This is a genomic window from Roseomonas aeriglobus (genome assembly GCA_016937575.1).
Lineage (GTDB): Bacteria > Pseudomonadota > Alphaproteobacteria > Sphingomonadales > Sphingomonadaceae > Sphingomonas > Sphingomonas aerigloba.
On sequence record JAFHKN010000002.1, the window covers coordinates 2,377,682 to 2,396,163 of the forward strand.

The window sequence follows — 18,482 nt, forward strand, 5'->3', positions numbered from 1 at the left end:
CGGCCGCTCCCCATACGCCGCGTCAGAATTTCGCGCGCAGCGATACCGCGAACTGCCGCCCGATCGGATTGGCGGCCGTCGCGTCATAGCCGCCGCTGCCGTTGCCCGACGGCGCGAGATTGACGAACGGCGGCTGGAGATCGAACAGGTTGCGGACTTCGGCACCCAGCGTCAGCCCGCCCAGGAAACCGCGCTTGGTGCTGCCGCCCAGATCCCAGGCGATGCTCAGATCGACCGGCGTATAGCTTTTCACCTGTTGCGGCACGGTGACGGCGTTGTTGGTATAGCCGCCGACGTGCGTCGCCTGGACCTGCAGGCGAACCGGATCGAGATCCCAGGCGATGGCCCCCCGCGCCTTGAACTTCAGCGGGAAGAAAATCGTGTTGCGGCGGTCGATCAGCGCCGCATTCTCGGTGATCGCGACTTCGTAGCGGGTCAGATAGGTGCCGCTCAGATTGACCTGGAACCGGCCGAAACTCTCGGTCGGCAGCGTGTAGTTGGCGACGAAATCGATCCCCTCGGTCAGCGACTTGCCAAGGTTGTTGTTGCGCCCGTCGACGAACAGCGTGACGTTGGTCGGCAACGCGCCGACGACGCCGATGCCCGAGGCGATCAACTGCTGCACGCGCGTCGCGGCCTCCGCCCCGCGCGTGATGATGCCGAGCCCGGCAAACGACTGTTCGCGCGACAGGATGGCGAGGTCCGACAGATACGCCTCGACCTGGTTGGTATATTCGACGTTGAAATAGGTCAGGCTGAACCGCAGCCGGCTGCCGATGTCGAGGTCACCGCCCACCGACCAGGTCGTCGCCTCCTCCGGCCGCAGACCAAGGTTTTGCCCGGACAGCGCGACGCCAACGATCGGCGATCCGCCCGGATTCTGATAGGTCTGGACGAACAGATTGTTCGAATTGCCGTAGATCTGCGAGATCAGCGGTGCGCGGAACGACGTGCCGTAGCTGCCGCGCAGCGTCAGTCCGTCGAACGGCGTCCAGTTGACGCCGAACTTCGGGTTCGTCGTCTTGCCGACGTCGCTGTACTTGTCATAGCGGACGGCTGCATTGAGCACGAGCTTGCGGAAGCCCGGGATCGCGTTCTCGGCACCGAAGATCGGCAGCAGGACTTCGGCATAGCCCGAATCGACCCGCCGGGTGAAATAGCGGTACGCGATGGGGGTACCCACGACGCCGCGCGCGGAGCCGAGGATGGTCAGGATCTCCTGCCCCTCGTAGCCCGCGGCCAGCTTCACGTCGCCGCCGGGTAGCGCGAACAGCGTGCCGTTCAGCCGCGCTTCGTATCCGGTGAAGCGATTGAGCGTGGGGGCGAAGAAGATGCTGTTGCTGATCAGCTGCTTCGTCGCCTCGGTCGTCCGGCCGAGACCATAGGGATCGAAAGCCGTCGCCGGATTGCTGCTGGCGAGTGCGGCGTTGAGATTGGCCGTCGTCAGGCCGCGATAGGTATAGGACTGATCCTCGCCCTGGCCGTAGCTGTAGATGCCCTCGGCCTCCCAATCGCCGAACAGCTTGACGCGCACGCCCGGCGAGATCTGCCAATTCTCGGCACTGCCCGGATTGCCGTTGATCGGCAGATCGTTGATGAAGTTGTACGCGATCGTATAGCTCGTGCCGGTGAAGCCCGCCGGCCGCACGAAGAAGGCGTTGGTCTGGGGCACGGTGAGCGTCGCGCTTTGCGAAGCCGGGTTGCGGAAGAAGGTACGGCGCGAGAAGAAGCCGTCCGCGAACAGCGTCACCCGGTCGCCCAGTTCCTGCGTGACCGTCATGTTCGCCGAGTCATAGGCCTGTTTTGGAAACAGGTCCTGCCCGATCAGGTCGTTGCACAGATTGGCGGTGCCGGCGACCAGGCTGCCCGCATTCGCCTGGGTCAGCCCGCCCGCGGGAATTGCATAGGTCGTGCCGCCGGCGATGATGGTGCCGGGCGCGCAGCGATTGACGCGATAGTCGTTGCCGCCAAACGCGCGCTGGTCGGAGGTGAAGAACGACCGATCGTCGCCGCTGAGGTTCGAGCGCTGGACATGTTCGAACGCCAGCATGATCTGGCCCTGGCTCCATTTGTGCCCGACCGCGACGCCGACCTGCCATTCGTGGAAGTCGTCGCCGAAGCCGTAGCGGGCCGAGGCCTCGACCCCGTCCAGCGAGCGGCGCGGGATCAGGTTGACGACGCCCGCGACCGCGTCGGAACCATAGATGGCGGAGGCGCCGTCGGCGACGACCTCGACCCGCTCCAGGCCGAGTGTGGGGATGACCGACGGGTCGAGCGCGCGGCTGTTGTTCACCGCGCGGTGGCCGTCGATCAGGATCAGTGTCGCATAGGGCCCGATGCCGCGCAGGTTAACGCTGTTGCCATAGGTGATGTTGCCGTTGCCGCCCGACTGGCCGCGCGAATTCTCGCTGACGCCCAGGTCGAAGACCTGCGGGATCTGCTTGATGAGGCGATCGGTCGTCACCGCGCCCGAAGCGATGACGTCTTCACGGCCCAGCGCGATCACGGTCGAACCGACCGGCGCGGCGCCGCGAACGCGGCTGCCCGTCACGATGATGTCGCGATCGACCTGATCCTGCGTGATCGTCGACGGCCCGGCCTCGGGCGTTTGTACGTCGGGCTCGCTGGCCGGTGTCGTCTGTTGCGCGAAGGACGGCGATGTCAGTCCCAGCAGGACCATGCCGGTCGTGGCCAATGCGGCGGTACGGATGCTCTTCATAGGTCGTCCTCCCCTTTTCTTATCTTTGGAATGTCGGCGTCGCCTCGAACGGCAGGTCGATCCGGGACCCCGCGACGCCCCCGGTCAGAATGGTGAATTCGGGCGCAGGATCGGTGGCGAGCGCCTTCAGGTCGCGTTGGCGCGGGTCGGCCCCGGTCAGTGTCACGCGGATGCGATGGCCGGCGCCAAAGGTATAGGCGCGCGGCGACAGGCTGAAGGCGAGTTCCGCCGGCGCGCCCGGCGTCATCGGCGCCACATCGGCGCGCAGGCCCGAATGATAGGGCAGGTCGAGCTTGTCGTAAGGTGGCGTCGAGACCTTGCGGTGCGACGCCGCCAGCCGACCGTGCGCGATGACGCGGACGCCGCCGTCGGGCGCCACGTCTTCGACATAGGCGAACAGGACGGCATCGGCTCGATCGATCGCCGTGCGGATCCGCGCGATCGGATAGCCTTGCAACCGCGCCGGAGCGGCAAGCGGCGGCGTCGTCCAGCTCGGACCGAAGCCCGTCAGCGGTCGCGGCCAAAAGGGGAAATACTCCCCGGTTGCGACGTCGTAGCGCACCCGGAAGCGCCGCGTCGACGCCGCGCGTGGTGCCTGCAACGACGCCGCGGTATCTGCGGCGAGGAACAGCGGCGTGCGTCGGATGCCGACGCCCGGCAACCGGTCCGCGCGTACCATCGCCCCGCCCGCGCCGTCTTCCCGCCACCACGTGTAGCGCGGCTCGCGATCGATGCCGTTCTCGATCCCCTTGAGGTGCCGGTCGAAGAAGCGCCGCTGCTCGGCGGCGATGTCGAATTGCGCCGGGCCCTCGCAGTGACTGCCCGGCCCAAGGATCAGCTTGCCCGGAATGTTACGCGCCGCGAGAATCATCTGCTCGGTCGGCTCGTCTTCCCAATTGCTCCAGAAATACCAGGCGATCCGCGGGTCGCGCAGGGCCTTCAGATGGGTATAGGGGCCGACCTCTTCCCAGAAGCGCGTGCCGGTCAGCGGCGAGACGCTGTCGCGATAGGGCATGCCCGCCCACAGCGCGGCCATCGGCGTATTGCGCGCATGCTGGGCGACCGCCTGCTTCAGCAGGCTTCCGTCGCGATCGGCGTCGACGGGAACGCTGGCCGCGTCGACCTCGAGCGGTTCGTCGGGTCGCGTATTGAACTGCGCGGTCACGCCGCCGTTGCGGACGAAACTGTATTTGTCGAGGTCGGTGGCCGCGGTGAACACCGCCCGGACCGCAGGCGGACGCGTCCCGGCGACCAGCATCGTCGTGCCGCCGAGGTACGAACAGCCCGTCAGCCCGACCCTGCCGTTCGACCATGGCTGTCGTGCGATCCAGCCGACGAGGTCATAGCCGTCCTGTGCTTCCGTCCGGTCCAGGAACCCGCGCCGCGCCCCGAAGGACGCGCCCTTGCCGCGGACATCGGCGATGACGACGGCATATCCCTGCTGCACGAGCGCGGGGAAACCGAAAATCGCCTGATCGAAGGTTTCGACGATCGCGCCATCCTTGAAATAGCGCGCGCGATAGGGGGTGAAGGCGAAGATCGTGGGGGCGGGTCCGCTATGCCCGGCACGTCGGTAGACATTGACGGCCAGCCGTGTCCCGTCCCGGACAGGCACGTAGAGCGACGTGCGCTCGATCGCACGCGGCGCAGGAACGGGCGCCTGTGCGACCGCTGCCACGGCGAAACCAGCCGCGACGCCCGCGAACGCGGATGCGAATCCTCTCCTCACGACGGCTCCTTCCCGTGGCCTGCCGGCCATCTTGGACAGGAGGATGATGCATTTACATCTGGTTTTCAACTATTTTTATATAGATCATCTGATTTGCTCGCCGACGCTTCGCCGTCGGTCCACGACCTCACTGGGCGGCAAGTTCTCGCGTCAGAAATGGATCTGCCCGACAGACATAGGACGTGGCCAAACGCCGATCGCCCGCGCGATAGACCGCGGACTTTGGCGCGGCGCACAAGGTGCGGGTCAGCGTCGGCTGGTCGACGCCATAGCGGGTGCCGATGATCCGTTCGGGCGCGTGCCCCCCTTCGACCCACCGGATGAGCGACCAGAGCATGTCGCGCGACGGGTCGGCGGGATAGCTTTCCTGCCCGGACGCACCGAAACTGTCGACGCCGGGGCCGCCACGGCAATGGTACATTCCCGGGACCATGAACAGCCGTACGGCATTGCTCAAGCGCATCAGTCCGCCATTGGCCCGCGCGAGCCGCCCATAATAATCGAGCGTCGGCCGGGCGATCACCGAGGGATCGGCCCACCCCTGATAGATGATCGCCTTGCCCCCGCGCGCGATGAACGGCGCTATCCGTGTACTGTCTGCCCGCAGGTCGGGCATGACGCGGTTGATCGCGGCGAGATCTGCGGAACGCCGGAACCCGTCCTCGTTCCAGTGCGGGTCGTTATAGACTGCGTCCGCCCACATCGCGCGCAACAGGGGCGACGGCGGACCCGGCCGGGTCCTGACGCCGGGCAGCAGTCCCTTGTCCATCGGCCGGCCCGCCTCGTCGGGCATCGGCGCAATGATGCGTTCGAGCATGGCAAGCTTGGGGGCCGAAAGGCATCCGTCCGTTTGTCCGGGCTTGCACAGCAGCACGGCCGGCTTGAAGCGACATGCGAGCGGGTTTTCGACGATTCCATCGGCAACGCCGTCCGCGCGGTCGCAGGCTTGGGTCGCGCGGCGTTCGTAAAGCGCCCAGTCGGCGTCGCTGAGTGCACCGTCCGGCGCCTGTTTCTGAAGCAGCGCGCTCCACATCATCCGCACCGAGACGAGCGGCATATAGGGTCCGGGCGCGCCGGCGATCACACCGTCATAGTCGCCCGGATAGTTCTGCATTTCCTTGAGCGCCTGTCGGCCACCGCCCGAGCATCCGGTGAAATAGCTGCGCCTGGCAGGCTGTCCGTAGAAGCGCGCGACGATCGCCTTCGCCGCTTGCGCGGTCAGATGAACCGCCCGATGTTCGTAATCCACCCGCGCCTGCGGATCCGCCATCCAGCGGGCCTGCGTCACCTTGTGACCGGTATCCGTCGTGACGGTGGCAAAGCCCTCCGCAACGCGGCGGCTCATGTCGACATAATTGTAGATGCCGGCATCGCCACCCACGCCCGCGCCGAGCAGACGGCCGTTCCAATCTCCGGGCAACCAAAGTTCGAACCCGATCCGGCCCGCGATCGAGGCTTCGACCCGACACAGCGGTTTGGATACCGGCACAGGTGCGTAAGCGCGCTGTTCGACGGGCGGAACCCAGCCGTTCGTGGCGGCAACCGCCGTCGCGCGCACGATCGTCGCCCCGCCCACCTGAGCGCCAGCGAGGCTCGCGCACGCGGCGGCGGCCGCCGCCAGCAGCATCAGAATTTCACCTGCGCAGTAATCGCAAACACCCGCGGGATCGGGTTCGATGCCTGCGGATCATAGCCGAAGTTCGTGTCGACGAAGGGCGGATCTTCGTTGAACAGGTTGCGGACATCGGCCCCGAGCGTGACGTTGCGGGTCAGCTCGAAGCCGACCGACAGATCGAACGTGTCGTAGTTCGAGATGCGCTGCCGCGGCGTGACGGTCGTATTGAAATAGCCGGCGAGATGATTCCAGGTCAGCCGGCTGCGCAGGCCACCGCGCTGCAGACCGATATCCGCCTGGCTGCGAAACTTCTGCGTGAAGCCGAACGTGTCGACGACGCTTTGCAGGCCGGCGCCCGGCACCGCTTCGAACAGATAATCGAGGATGTAGCTGCCCTGGATGCCGGCATCCATCTGCACATCGCCCAGCGACCAGTTGTAGTTCAGCGCAAAGTCGAGCCCGCGCAGCAACGACGTCCCCAGATTCTGGCGACGTCCATCGGCAATGAAGGTGACCTGGCTCTGATCGATGACCGCGTTGAGCGGCAGCCCGGAATTGACGAGGCTCGCGACCGTGGCAGCCGTGGGGTTGAACTGTACGAACTGCCGATAGATCGGATTGGTAAGCAATCCCGGCGTGCCGCGCAGTGCCTGGATCTGGTCGGTATAGTCGATGCGGAAATAGCTGACCGATGCGAGCAGGCCCGGAATCTCCGGCGGCGCGGCTTCGACGGTGAAGGACCAGGTTTTCGCCTTTTCGGGCTGGAGATTGGGATTGCCACCGGCGATGCCGATGCCGATCTGATTGCCGTTGGGCCCGGGCAGCGTGTCGAAATAGAGACCCGCACCGCCGCCGACGGTCGAGACTTCGGTGAACGTCGGCGCGCGGAACGACGTCCCATAGGTGCCCTTGAGCGACAGGCCACGGAACGGCTTGTAGGTGATGCCGATCTTGGGGTTGGTCGTGTTGCCGAAATCGCTGTAGTTCTCGTAGCGGAGCGCCGCACTGAGCGACAGCTGCTCCAGGCCCGGCGACGCGTTCGACGCGCCGACGATCGGCACGAAGAGCTCGCCGAACACAGCATCCACATTGCGCTCGCCAGCACTGCCCACCGCGACGGGGGCGGCGGCGGTTCCGGTCTGCAGATCGGTAAACGTATATTCGACGCGATGCTCGCCGCCGACCGCCAGACGGACGTTGCCACCAGGAATCGCGAAGAGCGTCCCGTCAGCCTGCGCATTATATACGTCGAGCCGCGTGCGCCCGGTGATGACGAACAGATTGTCGATCAGGCGCGCATAGGTCGCCGGATTGTTGCGTCCGCCAAAGACGTTGAGCGCGGTCGTCGGGTTGGTATCGCGCAGCGCTGCGGCAAGCGCGGCGGCATTGACCCCGTTCTGCCGACGATTGTCGACCTCTTCGCTTTCGCCGTGCGAATAATAGGCCGTGGCGCGGAAGTCGCCGAACAAGTCGACTTCCACCCCGCCGACGGCGTTCCACGTCTCGTTCCAGAAGCGCCGCTGGATCTGTCCGAATTCGGGATAGAGCGAATAGGCGACGGTTACGCAGCGCGTACCCGCCGGAACGCCCGCGCTGGCCGGACACAGGCCCGGCGTCACCCCCGGCGGCGCGACATAGAAGGGATTGGTACTCGGCACCGATGTGTTGATGTTGGCGACCAGCGGCAGCGTGCCTTCCCGGCGCGACCAGAACCCATCGGCGAAGACGCGGATGCGGTCGCCGATCTCCTGGCTGATCGCCCCGGTTACGCTGAAGCGTTCCTGATCGGGGATGACTTCCAGATCCCTGTCGTAGAAGCAGCGGTTGGCGGTACCCGCGACCAGGCTGCCGGCGTTCGCGGTGGTCACGCCGCCCGCAGGGATCGCATAGGTCACCCCATTCGCGGTGATCGTGCCGGGATTGCAGGTGAGAACGCGCAGATCACGCCCGCCGCGCGGACGATTATCGTTCTGATAGAAATCGAGATCGGTACCGAGCAGCGCGGAATTGTACGTCCATTCGCCCGCCAGCGTTGCATAGCCGCCCTTCCAGCGTTTGCCGACGATCGCCGCCGCCTGTCGCTCGTCGTAATTCCCGTCGGTGAAGCCATAGCGGGCGCGCGCCTCGACCCCGTCGAAATCGCGGCGCAGGATCAGGTTGACGACGCCTGCGACCGCATCGGAGCCATAGATCGCCGACGCGCCATCGGCGATCACCTCGACGCGGCTGAGGGCGATCGACGGCAGTACGGAAGGATCGGTGAACTGCCCCTGCGTACCCTGCGGCGGAAAACGACGGCCGTCGTACAGCAGCAGCGTGGCGTTTGTGGACAATCCGCGCAGGTTGATCCCTGCGCCACGCGTCGCGTTTGCCGCCCCGTTCTGGGCCGAGCCCCCGGCCCGGTTCGCGCCGAGCGACACGACCTGCGGCACGCGACGCAACAGATCGTTGGTGGACGTCACCGGTGTCTCGGCGATCTTCGTCTGATCGATCGCGATGACGCTCGACCCGACCGGCGCGATCCCGCGGATGCGCGAACCGGTGATGATGACGTCTTCCGGACTTACCGTTTCCTGCGCCGTGTCCCCGGCCGTGGCGGGGGTCGCAGGCTGATCCTGCACGACGGGCTGCGCAGTCTGCGCGCTGGCCGCGGTCGCGGTCGCAAGTGCGAGGGCGCCGGTCGCCGCACTCAGCAGCAGGCGGGTCGATGGTGCGATCATCCTCAGGTTCCTCTCCGTGGGCCCGCCCCGCTGATGCTTGCGGGTTCGAGCGGTGCGTTGGTGATCAATTGGTTTCGGCACGGGCCGCGGTTGCCGGCTTGGTCGCCAGCCGTGGGGCGACCGACAGCAATATGATCGCAGCGATCAGGATGCCGGCGCCGATCAGTTCGGCCGGTCGCGGGAACTTCAGCCCCCACACCCACGCCAGGATCAGGGCGGCGCCGACACCGGCGACCAGGCTCGCGGCGCGTTCCAGCGGCACGCAATAGGCGTTCTCGCGCGGATCGAGCAGGATGATGATCGCGAAGACCGAGACGATCGTCAGCGTCAGCCCGATGACGAACAGCGGCCAGATGACCGGATCGGTCCACACCGACAGGAAACCCCAGCTGAGTTCGCTCGACTGGCCGCCGATACCGCTCGCCGAGACGATCGCGAGGAACAGCACCGACAGTGGCAGCGCCAGCACCTTTTCCTCGACGAAATAGCGGCGCACGGACGCAGGATCGCCACTCTTCGACACCTTGGTCATCACGACCAGGCGCAGGAAATAGCCCGCGGTGTAGAGGACGACCGTCAGGATCGCGATCGGCGGAAGCTTCAGCCCGCCGCGATCGCCGAGCGTCAGGAGCAGCGCGCCCGCGACCATGACCAGTGCCGTCCAGCTCCACCACCGCACCCGCCGCCCGAAGGCGAGGTCGATCAGCGGCGCAATGATCAGGATGTCGCCGCGCATCAGCAGCTGGATGAAGGGGATGCTGACATTCGGGATGGTGAACGACAGCGGCACGGTGAACAGCACCAGCGCGGTCCCGAAGCCGGACAGCAAGGTATAACGGGTCGGTACCGGGACGCGCGTGCCTGCGATCGTCACGCCGTGCGCGTCGCGGTGCCAGCCGGACCACCAGATGAAGATGTAGGTGAGGACGGTGCTGATGATCAGCGACGCCGGCAGCGTCTCCAGCCCGGTCAGCGGACGGCCGAGCCCCGGATGCGGCGTCGACGACAGCAGCTTGAGCAGGATCGCGTTGGGCAGGTACGCGAGGAAATAGAGGAGGACATAGCCCTCGAGCGGGAAGCTGCGGCCACGCATCATGCCGCCTCCGCCAGTTCGACCATGTCGTCGGCTGCGACGTAGCGCGCGTTGAGCCCCGCTTCGCGGGTTACCGCGGTCATATAGTCGATCACCTCGGCGTGCGGCGGCGTGCCCGGCGTGCAGAACCGCGGCACCGCGTCGCGATCGATGAAGAGCGGCAGAAAGCCTGCCCGCACGATCCGACCGCCCGCAATCTCCAGCCGCGCGACGATCGACAGCCGCGACGCCGGCGGGAAATTGTACAGGCTGTCGAAATCGGGCTCCCAATCCTCCGCCAGAACCCGGATCTCGTTGAAGCTCTTCGACGCCGCGTGCGCGGCATCCATGCGAAGATCGGTGGCGAAGTTGCAGAGCGAGTGGAACACCGGCTTTCCGTCGATCAGCTCGCAGCCCTTCAGAATATGTGCGTGCCCGCCGAGGATCGCGTCCGCCCCCGCCGCGATCGTCGCACGCGCGACGCTGCGCTGATAGTCGGCGAGCGTCGCGCGGACGAAGTGGATGCCCCAGTGATGCGACACGATGACGACGTCGTGGGACGACTTGGCGGCACGGACATCCGCCTCCAATGCCGCGAGATCTTCGCCATGCGGCCAGCTGTGGATGCGGGCGGGCGTGCCCGGCTGGTCGTGCTCGATCTGCTCGTAATGGGTGAAGGCCCGCATCGGGGCGCACCCCGGACGTCGCTCGGTCGCCCAATAATCCTGGGGGAGGATCGAGGAATAGGCCAGGATGGCGACACGTGTGCCATCGCCGAGCGTGATGCTGACGGGGGCGCGCGCCTCCGCGATCGTCGCACCCGCCCCGACGACGCGCATCCCCGTACGCTCGATATTCGCCCGCGTTTCGAAGAACGCGTCGTTCCCCCAGTCGAGCACATGGTTGCCCGCCATCGAGATCACGTCGAAGCCCGCATCCGCCAGCGCATCCGCCCCATCGGGCCGCGCGAGCACCGCGTGGCGGGCCTGCGGCGCACGGACGCCGGAGGTGGCGAAGCTCGTCTCCAACTGGCCGAAGACGATGTCGGCCGACCGCAGCACGTCGCGGGTTGCGACAAAGCTTTCGGCGTACTCGTCCCGATCCATCGCCAGATCGCCGGTCGCGAGCAGGACATGCGTCATGCCGCGGCCTCGAAGCGGATCGGCACCGACAGGGCGCCGATCTCCGGAAAGCGGGTGGGCTGGGGCGCGCCGGCAAGCACAAAGCCGGGGGCGGCCGCGAGCAACTCCTCCAAAGCGACGATGAGCTCGAGCCGGGCAAGCGCTGCCCCGACGCACATATGGGGCCCGCGACCGAAGGCGACCGAATCCTTCATGTTCGGCCGATCGATCCGGAACCGGTCGGCATCCGCGAACACCTCTTCGTCGCGGTTGGCGCTAGCATAGACGAGCGCGATCGGTTCACCGGCGGGGATGGTGCGCCCGCGGATCGTCACGTCCTCGACCGCGGTGCGCGCAAACCCGCGATAAGGCGTGTAGAGGCGCAGGAACTCGTCCACCGCCGCCGGCACCAGCGCCGGATCGCTGCGCAATTGCGACTGGAGCGCCTGGTCGCGACCGAGATGGACCGCGATCGACCCGATCATCACGCTGGGCGCGATGATGCCGACGACCAGCACCTGCCGGATCGTGCCGACGATCATCTCCTCGGGCAGCGGCTCGCCCTCGACGCGGGTCGCGAGCAGCGCGCTCGTCGCGTCCTCGTCGATCGACATCGGGTTCGCCTTGCGATCGGCGACGATCGCGCGCGCCATGTCGTAGAGCCAGAGGCTCGATTCCTTCGTGGCAGCGATATCGTTCGACTGGACAGCGATATTATAGCGTTTGCCGACCGCGGTCAGCTCGCGAACCTGATCCGGCGTCAGGTTCATCCAGTGCGCGAAGGTCGCGATCGGCATGTGCGCGGAAAAATCCGCGACGACGTCGCCACCGCCTGCCGCCACCATATTGCCGAGCAGATCGCGACAGATGTCGCGAATCACCGGCCGCAACCGTTCGACACGACGCTCGCTCAGCAGCGGTGCCAGGGCCCGTCGATAGGGCGTGTGTTCGGGCGGATCGAGATGCAACGGCGGGCGGCGCCCGGTGAAGGCAACTTTCGGCACGACGTTCTGCTGCGACGTGATGAAGGTACGCCAATCGGCCGCTGCCGCGGCGACATCGTCATGCTTCATCAGTGCCCAGAAGCCGCCCCAGGCGTCGCTGTGCGCGACCGGACAGCTCGTCCGAAGCCGGGCATAATCGTCGTGCGGACTGTCGAAGCTTTCCGGGACGAGCGGATCGAAGTCATGACTCATAACAATCTACGTATCGGTTTATGAAAGCGCTTGCAACGATGATCTTTGCATGGGCCGCGATCTTGCGACTATCATCGATCATGACCTTGCCGCGCGTGCCCCGCCTCGACGACGTCGCGACCCTCGCCGGCGTATCCGCGGCGACGGTATCGCGCTTTCTCAACACCCCTCATATGGTGAAGTCGGCGACCGCGGAGCGGATCCGCGCGGCGATCGAAGCGACGGGCTATGTTCCGAACATGACCGCAGGCGCGCTTGCGACCAACCGTTCGCGGCTAATCGCGGCGCTCGTCCCCGACATCGCGCAATCGATCTTCAACGACACGGTCGAGGCGATGATCGACGAACTGTCCGCCGACGGGAACAGCGTCGTGCTGGCACTGACCGGCGCCGACAATCGACGGCTCGATCGAGAGATCAACGTCGCCCTGGCGCGCCGCGTCGACGCGATCATCCTCACCGGCATCGTCAGCGACCCCGATGTCCGCGCACGATTGCGGGCGCAGTCGGTCACCGTCATCGAGACATGGGGCCTGCCCGACGACCCGATCGACGTGTCGGTCGGCTTCTCGCACCGCCAGGCCGGCGAGGAACTGGCCAGGTTCCTGCGGGGGCGCGGTTATCGCCGGCCCCATCTCGTCGTGCCGCGCTCCACCCGATCGGAGCGGCGGGCAAGCGGCTTCATCGACCGCTGGATGCGCGAGGGCGGCCCCGAACCGACCCGGCTGGACGTCAATGTTCCCAGCCACTTCGGACAGGGCCGGCTGAGCTACCGCGCCTTGGCCGACCTGCCTGTCCAGCCCGATGTGGTCGTCTGCGGCTCCGACTGGATCGCGCAAGGGCTGATCGTCGAGGCGCAGGCCGCAGGAATACGCGTGCCGGATCAGATTGCGGTTACGGGCTTCGGCAACCTGCGCCTCGCCGGCGACATGCGCCCGACGATCACGTCGGTCGACGTGGATGGTGGCCGAATCGCCCGCGAGGTCATCCGCGTCCTGCGCGCCCGCGCCGCGGGCGAGACCGTCGACACCCGCATCGACGTCGGCTTTCGGATCATCGCGCGGGAGAGCGCATGAAAGGCCTTGCATAGCGATGGCGATTGCGTAGCTTTATCCCATAACAGTCTTGGGAGAGCGCCGTTGCGATCGTTGATCTTTGCCCTGTTGGCCGGTGTGGCAAGCCTCGCCGCAGCTCAGCAACCGCCCCGCACCCCCTCCCCCGCCGATACCGCACGCGAAGCGGCCATCCGCGCCGCGGCCGACAAATTGCCCGACGCAGCCGGAACCGGGCCGTACAAGGCGATCAAGGAAGTCGACCCGACGCTGCGCAACCACGTCGTCTATCGTCCGGCCATCGTGCCGCGCGATCGCAAACTGGGCGTGATCCTGTGGGGCAACGGCGGCTGCCGCGAGGACGGGGCAAGCGCACGCCAGCATCTGGGCGAGTTGGCCAGCCACGGCTATCTCGTCATCGCGCCCGGCGCGATCCTGAGCGGCCCCGGCGCCCCGCCCCCGGTCCAGGAACCACCCGGCCTGTATGTCCGCACCACCACCGCCGACGTGCTGGCCGGGCTCGATTGGGCTTTGAGGGAGAACACGCGTCGCGGCAGCCGCTATTTCGGGCGGATCGATCCCGCCCAGATCGGGGTCGCCGGACATAGCTGCGGCGGTCTGCAGGCGATTCAGGCCGCGGCCGATCCGCGCGTGAGGGCGGTGATCGTCCATAATAGCGGCGTTTTCGCCGACGGCAGCAATCCGATCCGCGGACTGACCGTCGACAAGTCGCTGCTGGCGAAATTCCACACGCCCGTGCTCTATATTCTCGGTGGGCCGAGCGACGTCGCCTATCCCAACGGGACCGACGATTTCCGCCGGATTTCGCATGTTCCGGCGATGCTGCTGAACCGCGACGTCGGCCACGGCGGCACCTTCCGCGAGCCGAACGGCGGTCCGGTCGCCCAGGTTTCCGCCCGGTGGTTCGACTGGCAGCTGCGCGGCGACCGGACCGCGGCCAAGACCTTCGTCGGTCCGAACTGCGGCGTTTGCATTGACCCGACATGGACGGTCGAGCGCAAGCGCATCGGCTAACGCGCGGCACCGGAGCGGCGTGCGAACGCTCTAGCGACAGCGCCCGCCCCGAACGCACGGCCGCAGCATCGGTGGTGGCCTATGGTCGATAAAGCCCGCCGGCCGCGCGGGCCAACGTCCTTGCGTCAGCCGCGCGTCGAGGTAGCGCAGGCTGGCAAGCACGGTTTGCGGCGTGAAGGTGCAATGCCCGGCGCTCCGCACCCACAGGCTGCGAACATCGCCGCGCGCCGTGTCGACATAGCCCTGTTGCAGCGACGGCGATGTCAGGCCGTCGCCGATTGCCTGCACCGCGACCAGCGGCACCGTGGGACGCCCATTCGGCGTGTAATGGGCCATCATGTAGCGGACCGCCTCCGGCGCTGCGGTGATGCGCGGGGCCGCCTGCAACCGTGCCAGATCGGCATCGAGATCGAGACCTGCGGCACGATACAGCGAAGCCACCATCGCCCGGCGCCCGGACAGCGCGAGCTGCCGACGGTAATCGACGCCGACATTCCAGGAAAAGACGCCGCCCGCCCGCGCCTCCTGATCGACACGCGGCAGGAAGACGCCACGCACTAAGCTTCGCGCGATCTCGTCGGCTTGCGCGATATGGTCGGTTTCCCGGGGCTCGGCCCGGTCCGGGCTCGTCCACCCCGGGATGCCAGCCAGCACGCCCGCCAACGCGATACGCGCCCGGCCCTCGGGTGTCCCCGAAACGGCGGCCAGCGCGCTCGCGGCGCGCTTTCCGTTCGCCATGTCATCATCGACATCGACGAGTCGGATACCGGCGTCAGGCGCGACCAGCGTACGGAACGCGCTTGCCCCATCGAGCGCCATGTTCATCATGCCCAAGGCGCCACCGATCGACGCGCACAGGGCGACGCCGCCGTCGATCGCCGCGGGCCGCTGCTCGGCAAGGGCCGTCGTCACCAGCCCGCCCATCGAATAACCCCAGGCGATCACCCGCCGTGGCTTGCCATAGCGCGCCGTGAAGGCCGCGATCGTCGCGCGCTGCGCAGGTACGGCCTCCGCCAGCGCCCAGCCACCACTGCCGTAATCGGATCCGGCGACGGCGTAGCCCTCTGCCAGCAGCGCGGCCTTCAAGGCCGGGGGCGCGCTCTCCGGTCGGCCGGCAACGGGCGAATAGCCGCGGCTCCAGAGCAGCAATGTCCCGTTCCAATTGGCGGGGCGCTCGCCCTCCCACTGCATCCCGCCGGGAGTGATGACCGGCGTGGACGTGGCCTGTCGCGCCCCGACCGGCGCGATCGCCGCGATCATGGCCACAGACATCAGAAGCCCCAATTGTCGCTTCATCGCAGACCGTTCGCTTTCCGCTTGCTTTCCCACGCCTAGAAATGAAAGCGTTTGCAGAATATGGAGATCGACGCAACCGCCCAACCCGTAACCCGTCGCATCGCAGCGCATTTTGCCGCGACCGGTTTCGACGATTTGCCTTCGGCGACCCGACACGCGACCCGCCGCGCGTTGCTCGACGCCATGGGGGTCATGCTTGCGGCGACGACTCTCGCACCCGATGCGCGGCCATTCAGGGACCAGGCCATCGCCGAGGGCGGCGCGCCGGACGCCCGGCTGTTGGGGCACGACGTGCGGGTGCCGATGCCGGCCGCGGCGTTTGCGAACGGCGCGCTCGCGCATGCACTCGATTTCGGCGACACGTTCGACGCCGGGCCCGCGCACCCCGGTGCGGCGCTGGTGCCCGCGCTGCTGGCCATCGCGGACGCCAATCCTGCGATCGATGGCCGGGCGTTCATGACCGCGATGGCGCTCGGCAGCGACCTCGCCTGTCGCATCTCTCTCGCCCCCGCCCGCCCCTTCGAGGATGGCGGCTGGTATCCGCCGCCGTTCTCCGGGATGATCGGCGCCGCGGCGGCATGCGCCAAGCTGCTCGGTCTCGACGCGGACGGCATCGTCCAGGCGATCGGCCTTGCCCTGTGCCAAGCGAGCTTTCCGGCCGAGATAAAGTTCGATGCAGATACACGTCTGCGCGGCGTGCGGGAGGGGTTCGCAGCCCGTGCGGCCGTCAGCGGCGCGTTGCTCGCGCAGCGCGGCGTCCGCGCTTTCTCAGCACCGCTAGAAGGACGCGGCGGCTTTTTCGCACTTCACGGCGGCGGTCTTCGCGCCGACGTGCTGCTGGCCGAACTGGGCGCCCGCTTCCTGGGCGACGACGTCAGCTTCAAGCCCTGGCCGGCCTGTCGCGGAACGCACGCCTATATCGAGGCGGCGCTTGCCCTTCGACCCCGGATTTCGCTCGCCGACATCGTGCAAGTGGAGGTCGAAATCGGCCCGGTTCAGGAGATGCTGATCGAGCCACGCGCCAAGAAAGTCGCGCCACCGAGCGCGATCGACGCCAAATTCTCCATTCCCTTCACCGTCGCTGCGGCGCTGGTCCACGGAACGGTGACGCTCGACACCTTTGCTCCGGCGGCCCTTGCCGATCGCGACCTGCGTGCCATCGCCGACACGGTGTCCCCGGTTCGAAACCCGGACTGGGGGCGCGCACAGGCGGCAAGCGGCAGCGTCACGATCCTGACGAAAGACGGTCAGCGGCTGCACGTCGCCATCCCGCAGGCCGCGGGCCATCTCGACCGGCCGATGTCGGACGACGATCTGCGCGCCAAATTCGTCGATTGCGCGATGCGGGGCGCGACACCCATGACCCGGACACAGGCCACGCGCCTCGCGGACGCGATCCTAGCGGGCGACCCGAGGGGAAATCTCCTGACGTGGTAAAGCTCGCCTGCCCACGCTCAGGGCGGGATTATCGTGGAAAAGCCGTCGGGATACGAGGGCGTCATGCAACACACCGGTCGGCGCGTCGGCGTGTGATCGAATAGGGCCGCTCGGCCGGCGCGTTCGTCCGGTTTCCCTCGGCCGCCGCGGCAGGCAACTGAGCCTCTCACTGTCCCCGCACATTGCCGCCCAGACAGCTTCCGATGCCAATCCCGGTCGCGCGGCGCCCCGGGGCCGGGATCGGATCAGGTCGCGGCGTTGGCGAGCACCGCGTCGAGCAGCCCCGGAAAGCGCCGATCGAAGTCGTCGCGGCGCAGCGTATTGATCATCTCGCGCCCGGACTGCGTGGTCTCGATCAGGCCCGCAGATCGCAGCAGCTTCAGGTGATTGGACAGCGTGCTCTTCGGAATGCTCTCGCACGGCGCCGCATCGGTGCAGCTCAGCCGCTCCGTCGCGGCGAGCCGCGCAACCATGCCCAGCCGATTGGGGTCGGCCAACGCGTGCAGCGCCAGATCGAGCGGCACGTCCTCCAGCCGGGGATGGGTGAAGCGAGGCATGACATCGATATAGGAGGCTCTACGGAATTTAATAGTTCGGGAATATTGAACTGTTGAACCGATGCCCCATCTTCCCGACTGCCGACAGCGCACGACGCCGTGATCGCGGGCGAGAATTTGGAGACCAGACATGTCACTTCAGGGTAAGAAAGCGCTCGTGACCGGCGGATCGCGGGGGATTGGCTCGGCGATCGCCAAGCGGCTGGCGGCGGATGGCGCGACGGTCGCAATCACCTATGCCGGCAATACCGCGGCGGCCGACGCGACGGTCGCAGCGATCCAGGACGCGGGCGGCACCGCCTTCGCGGTCCAGGCCGACGCTGCCGATCCGCTATCGCAGCGGGCCGGGATAGAACAGGCTGCGGCGGCGCTCGGCGGGATCGACATCCTGGTCCACAACGCCGGCGTGGCGGAATTCTCGACCGTCGCTGAGGATAGCGACGAGACCTACGACCGTCAGTTCGGCGTCAATGTGAAGGGCCTGCACGTCGGCACGCGTGCGGCGCTGCCGCACCTGAACGATGGCGGCCGGATCATCCTGATCGGCAGCATCTCCGGCGAGAAGGCGTTCCCCGCGACCTCGGTCTACAGTGCGACGAAGGCGGCGGTGGCAGCCCTGGCCCGCGGCTGGGCGAAGGACCTCGCGCCGCGCAACATCCTGGTCAACACGGTACAGCCCGGGCCGATCGACACCGACATGAACCCCGCCGACAGCGACTTCGCACAGCAGATGATCGGCGCGATTCCGCTCGGCCGCTACGGGCGGGTCGAGGAAATCGCGGGTGCCGTAGCGTTCCTCGCCGGACCGGACGCCAGCTACATCACCGGCACGACTCTCAACATCGATGGCGGTGCGGCAGCCTGACGCAAAGCGCGGTCACACACCCCAGCGGATGGGTGACCGCGCGCCCTCCTCGACCCTATCGAACATTT

At 67.1% G+C, this 18,482-nt stretch carries 13 protein-coding genes; 4 read left to right on the plus strand and 9 right to left on the minus strand.

What is annotated here, in order from left to right:
• Window positions 1–22: 22 nt before the first annotated feature.
• The 7 genes from JW805_11885 to JW805_11915 all read right to left on the minus strand — a co-directional run bounded on the left by JW805_11885 (window position 23) and on the right by JW805_11915 (window position 12,172).
• On the minus strand, window positions 23–2,719 hold the full coding sequence (locus tag JW805_11885; GenBank protein ID MBN2972717.1) for a TonB-dependent receptor: 2,697 nt from the start codon (window positions 2,717–2,719) through the stop codon (window positions 23–25).
• A 19-nt stretch (window positions 2,720–2,738) separates the two neighbouring features.
• Complete coding sequence (locus JW805_11890) at window positions 2,739–4,448, minus strand: CocE/NonD family hydrolase (GenBank protein MBN2972718.1); 1,710 nt, start codon at window positions 4,446–4,448, stop codon at window positions 2,739–2,741.
• Window positions 4,449–4,575: 127 nt separating this feature from the next.
• Complete coding sequence (locus JW805_11895; protein MBN2972719.1) at window positions 4,576–6,075, minus strand: tannase/feruloyl esterase family alpha/beta hydrolase; 1,500 nt, start codon at window positions 6,073–6,075, stop codon at window positions 4,576–4,578.
• A complete protein-coding gene (locus JW805_11900; GenBank protein ID MBN2972720.1) occupies window positions 6,075–8,783 on the minus strand; it encodes a TonB-dependent receptor in 2,709 nt (902 codons plus the stop codon). Before JW805_11900 ends, JW805_11895 begins: the two co-directional genes overlap by 1 nt.
• Window positions 8,784–8,847: 64 nt before the next feature.
• Window positions 8,848–9,879 (minus strand): hypothetical protein, encoded by a 1,032-nt coding sequence (locus tag JW805_11905; protein ID MBN2972721.1) that lies wholly within the window; start codon window positions 9,877–9,879, stop codon window positions 8,848–8,850.
• Window positions 9,876–10,997, minus strand: a complete 1,122-nt coding sequence (locus JW805_11910; GenBank protein ID MBN2972722.1) for a CapA family protein — start codon at window positions 10,995–10,997, stop codon at window positions 9,876–9,878. Before JW805_11910 ends, JW805_11905 begins: the two co-directional genes overlap by 4 nt.
• A complete protein-coding gene (locus JW805_11915; GenBank protein MBN2972723.1) occupies window positions 10,994–12,172 on the minus strand; it encodes a cytochrome P450 in 1,179 nt (392 codons plus the stop codon). The genes JW805_11910 and JW805_11915 overlap by 4 nt, the downstream gene beginning before the upstream one ends.
• 80 nt (window positions 12,173–12,252) lie before the next feature.
• Here JW805_11915 and JW805_11920 point away from each other — a divergent pair, with 80 nt between their 5' ends.
• Window positions 12,253–13,248 (plus strand): LacI family DNA-binding transcriptional regulator, encoded by a 996-nt coding sequence (locus tag JW805_11920; GenBank protein MBN2972724.1) that lies wholly within the window; start codon window positions 12,253–12,255, stop codon window positions 13,246–13,248.
• 63 nt (window positions 13,249–13,311) lie between these two features.
• Window positions 13,312–14,259: a hypothetical protein gene (locus JW805_11925; GenBank protein MBN2972725.1), complete on the plus strand. Its 948-nt coding sequence runs from the start codon at window positions 13,312–13,314 to the stop codon at window positions 14,257–14,259.
• 30 nt (window positions 14,260–14,289) lie between these two features.
• On the opposite strand, the gene JW805_11930 is transcribed toward JW805_11925, so the two are convergent.
• Window positions 14,290–15,531: a hypothetical protein gene (locus JW805_11930; GenBank protein MBN2972726.1), complete on the minus strand. Its 1,242-nt coding sequence runs from the start codon at window positions 15,529–15,531 to the stop codon at window positions 14,290–14,292.
• A gap of 84 nt (window positions 15,532–15,615) precedes the next feature.
• On the opposite strand from JW805_11930, the gene JW805_11935 reads away from it, so the two are divergent.
• Complete coding sequence (locus JW805_11935; protein MBN2972727.1) at window positions 15,616–16,992, plus strand: MmgE/PrpD family protein; 1,377 nt, start codon at window positions 15,616–15,618, stop codon at window positions 16,990–16,992.
• Window positions 16,993–17,237: 245 nt separating this feature from the next.
• On the opposite strand, the gene JW805_11940 is transcribed toward JW805_11935, so the two are convergent.
• Window positions 17,238–17,549: a helix-turn-helix transcriptional regulator gene (locus JW805_11940; GenBank protein ID MBN2972728.1), complete on the minus strand. Its 312-nt coding sequence runs from the start codon at window positions 17,547–17,549 to the stop codon at window positions 17,238–17,240.
• Between the two features lie 130 nt (window positions 17,550–17,679).
• On the opposite strand from JW805_11940, the gene JW805_11945 reads away from it, so the two are divergent.
• Window positions 17,680–18,414, plus strand: a complete 735-nt coding sequence (locus tag JW805_11945; protein ID MBN2972729.1) for an SDR family oxidoreductase — start codon at window positions 17,680–17,682, stop codon at window positions 18,412–18,414.
• The last annotated feature ends 68 nt before the right edge of the window (window positions 18,415–18,482 follow it).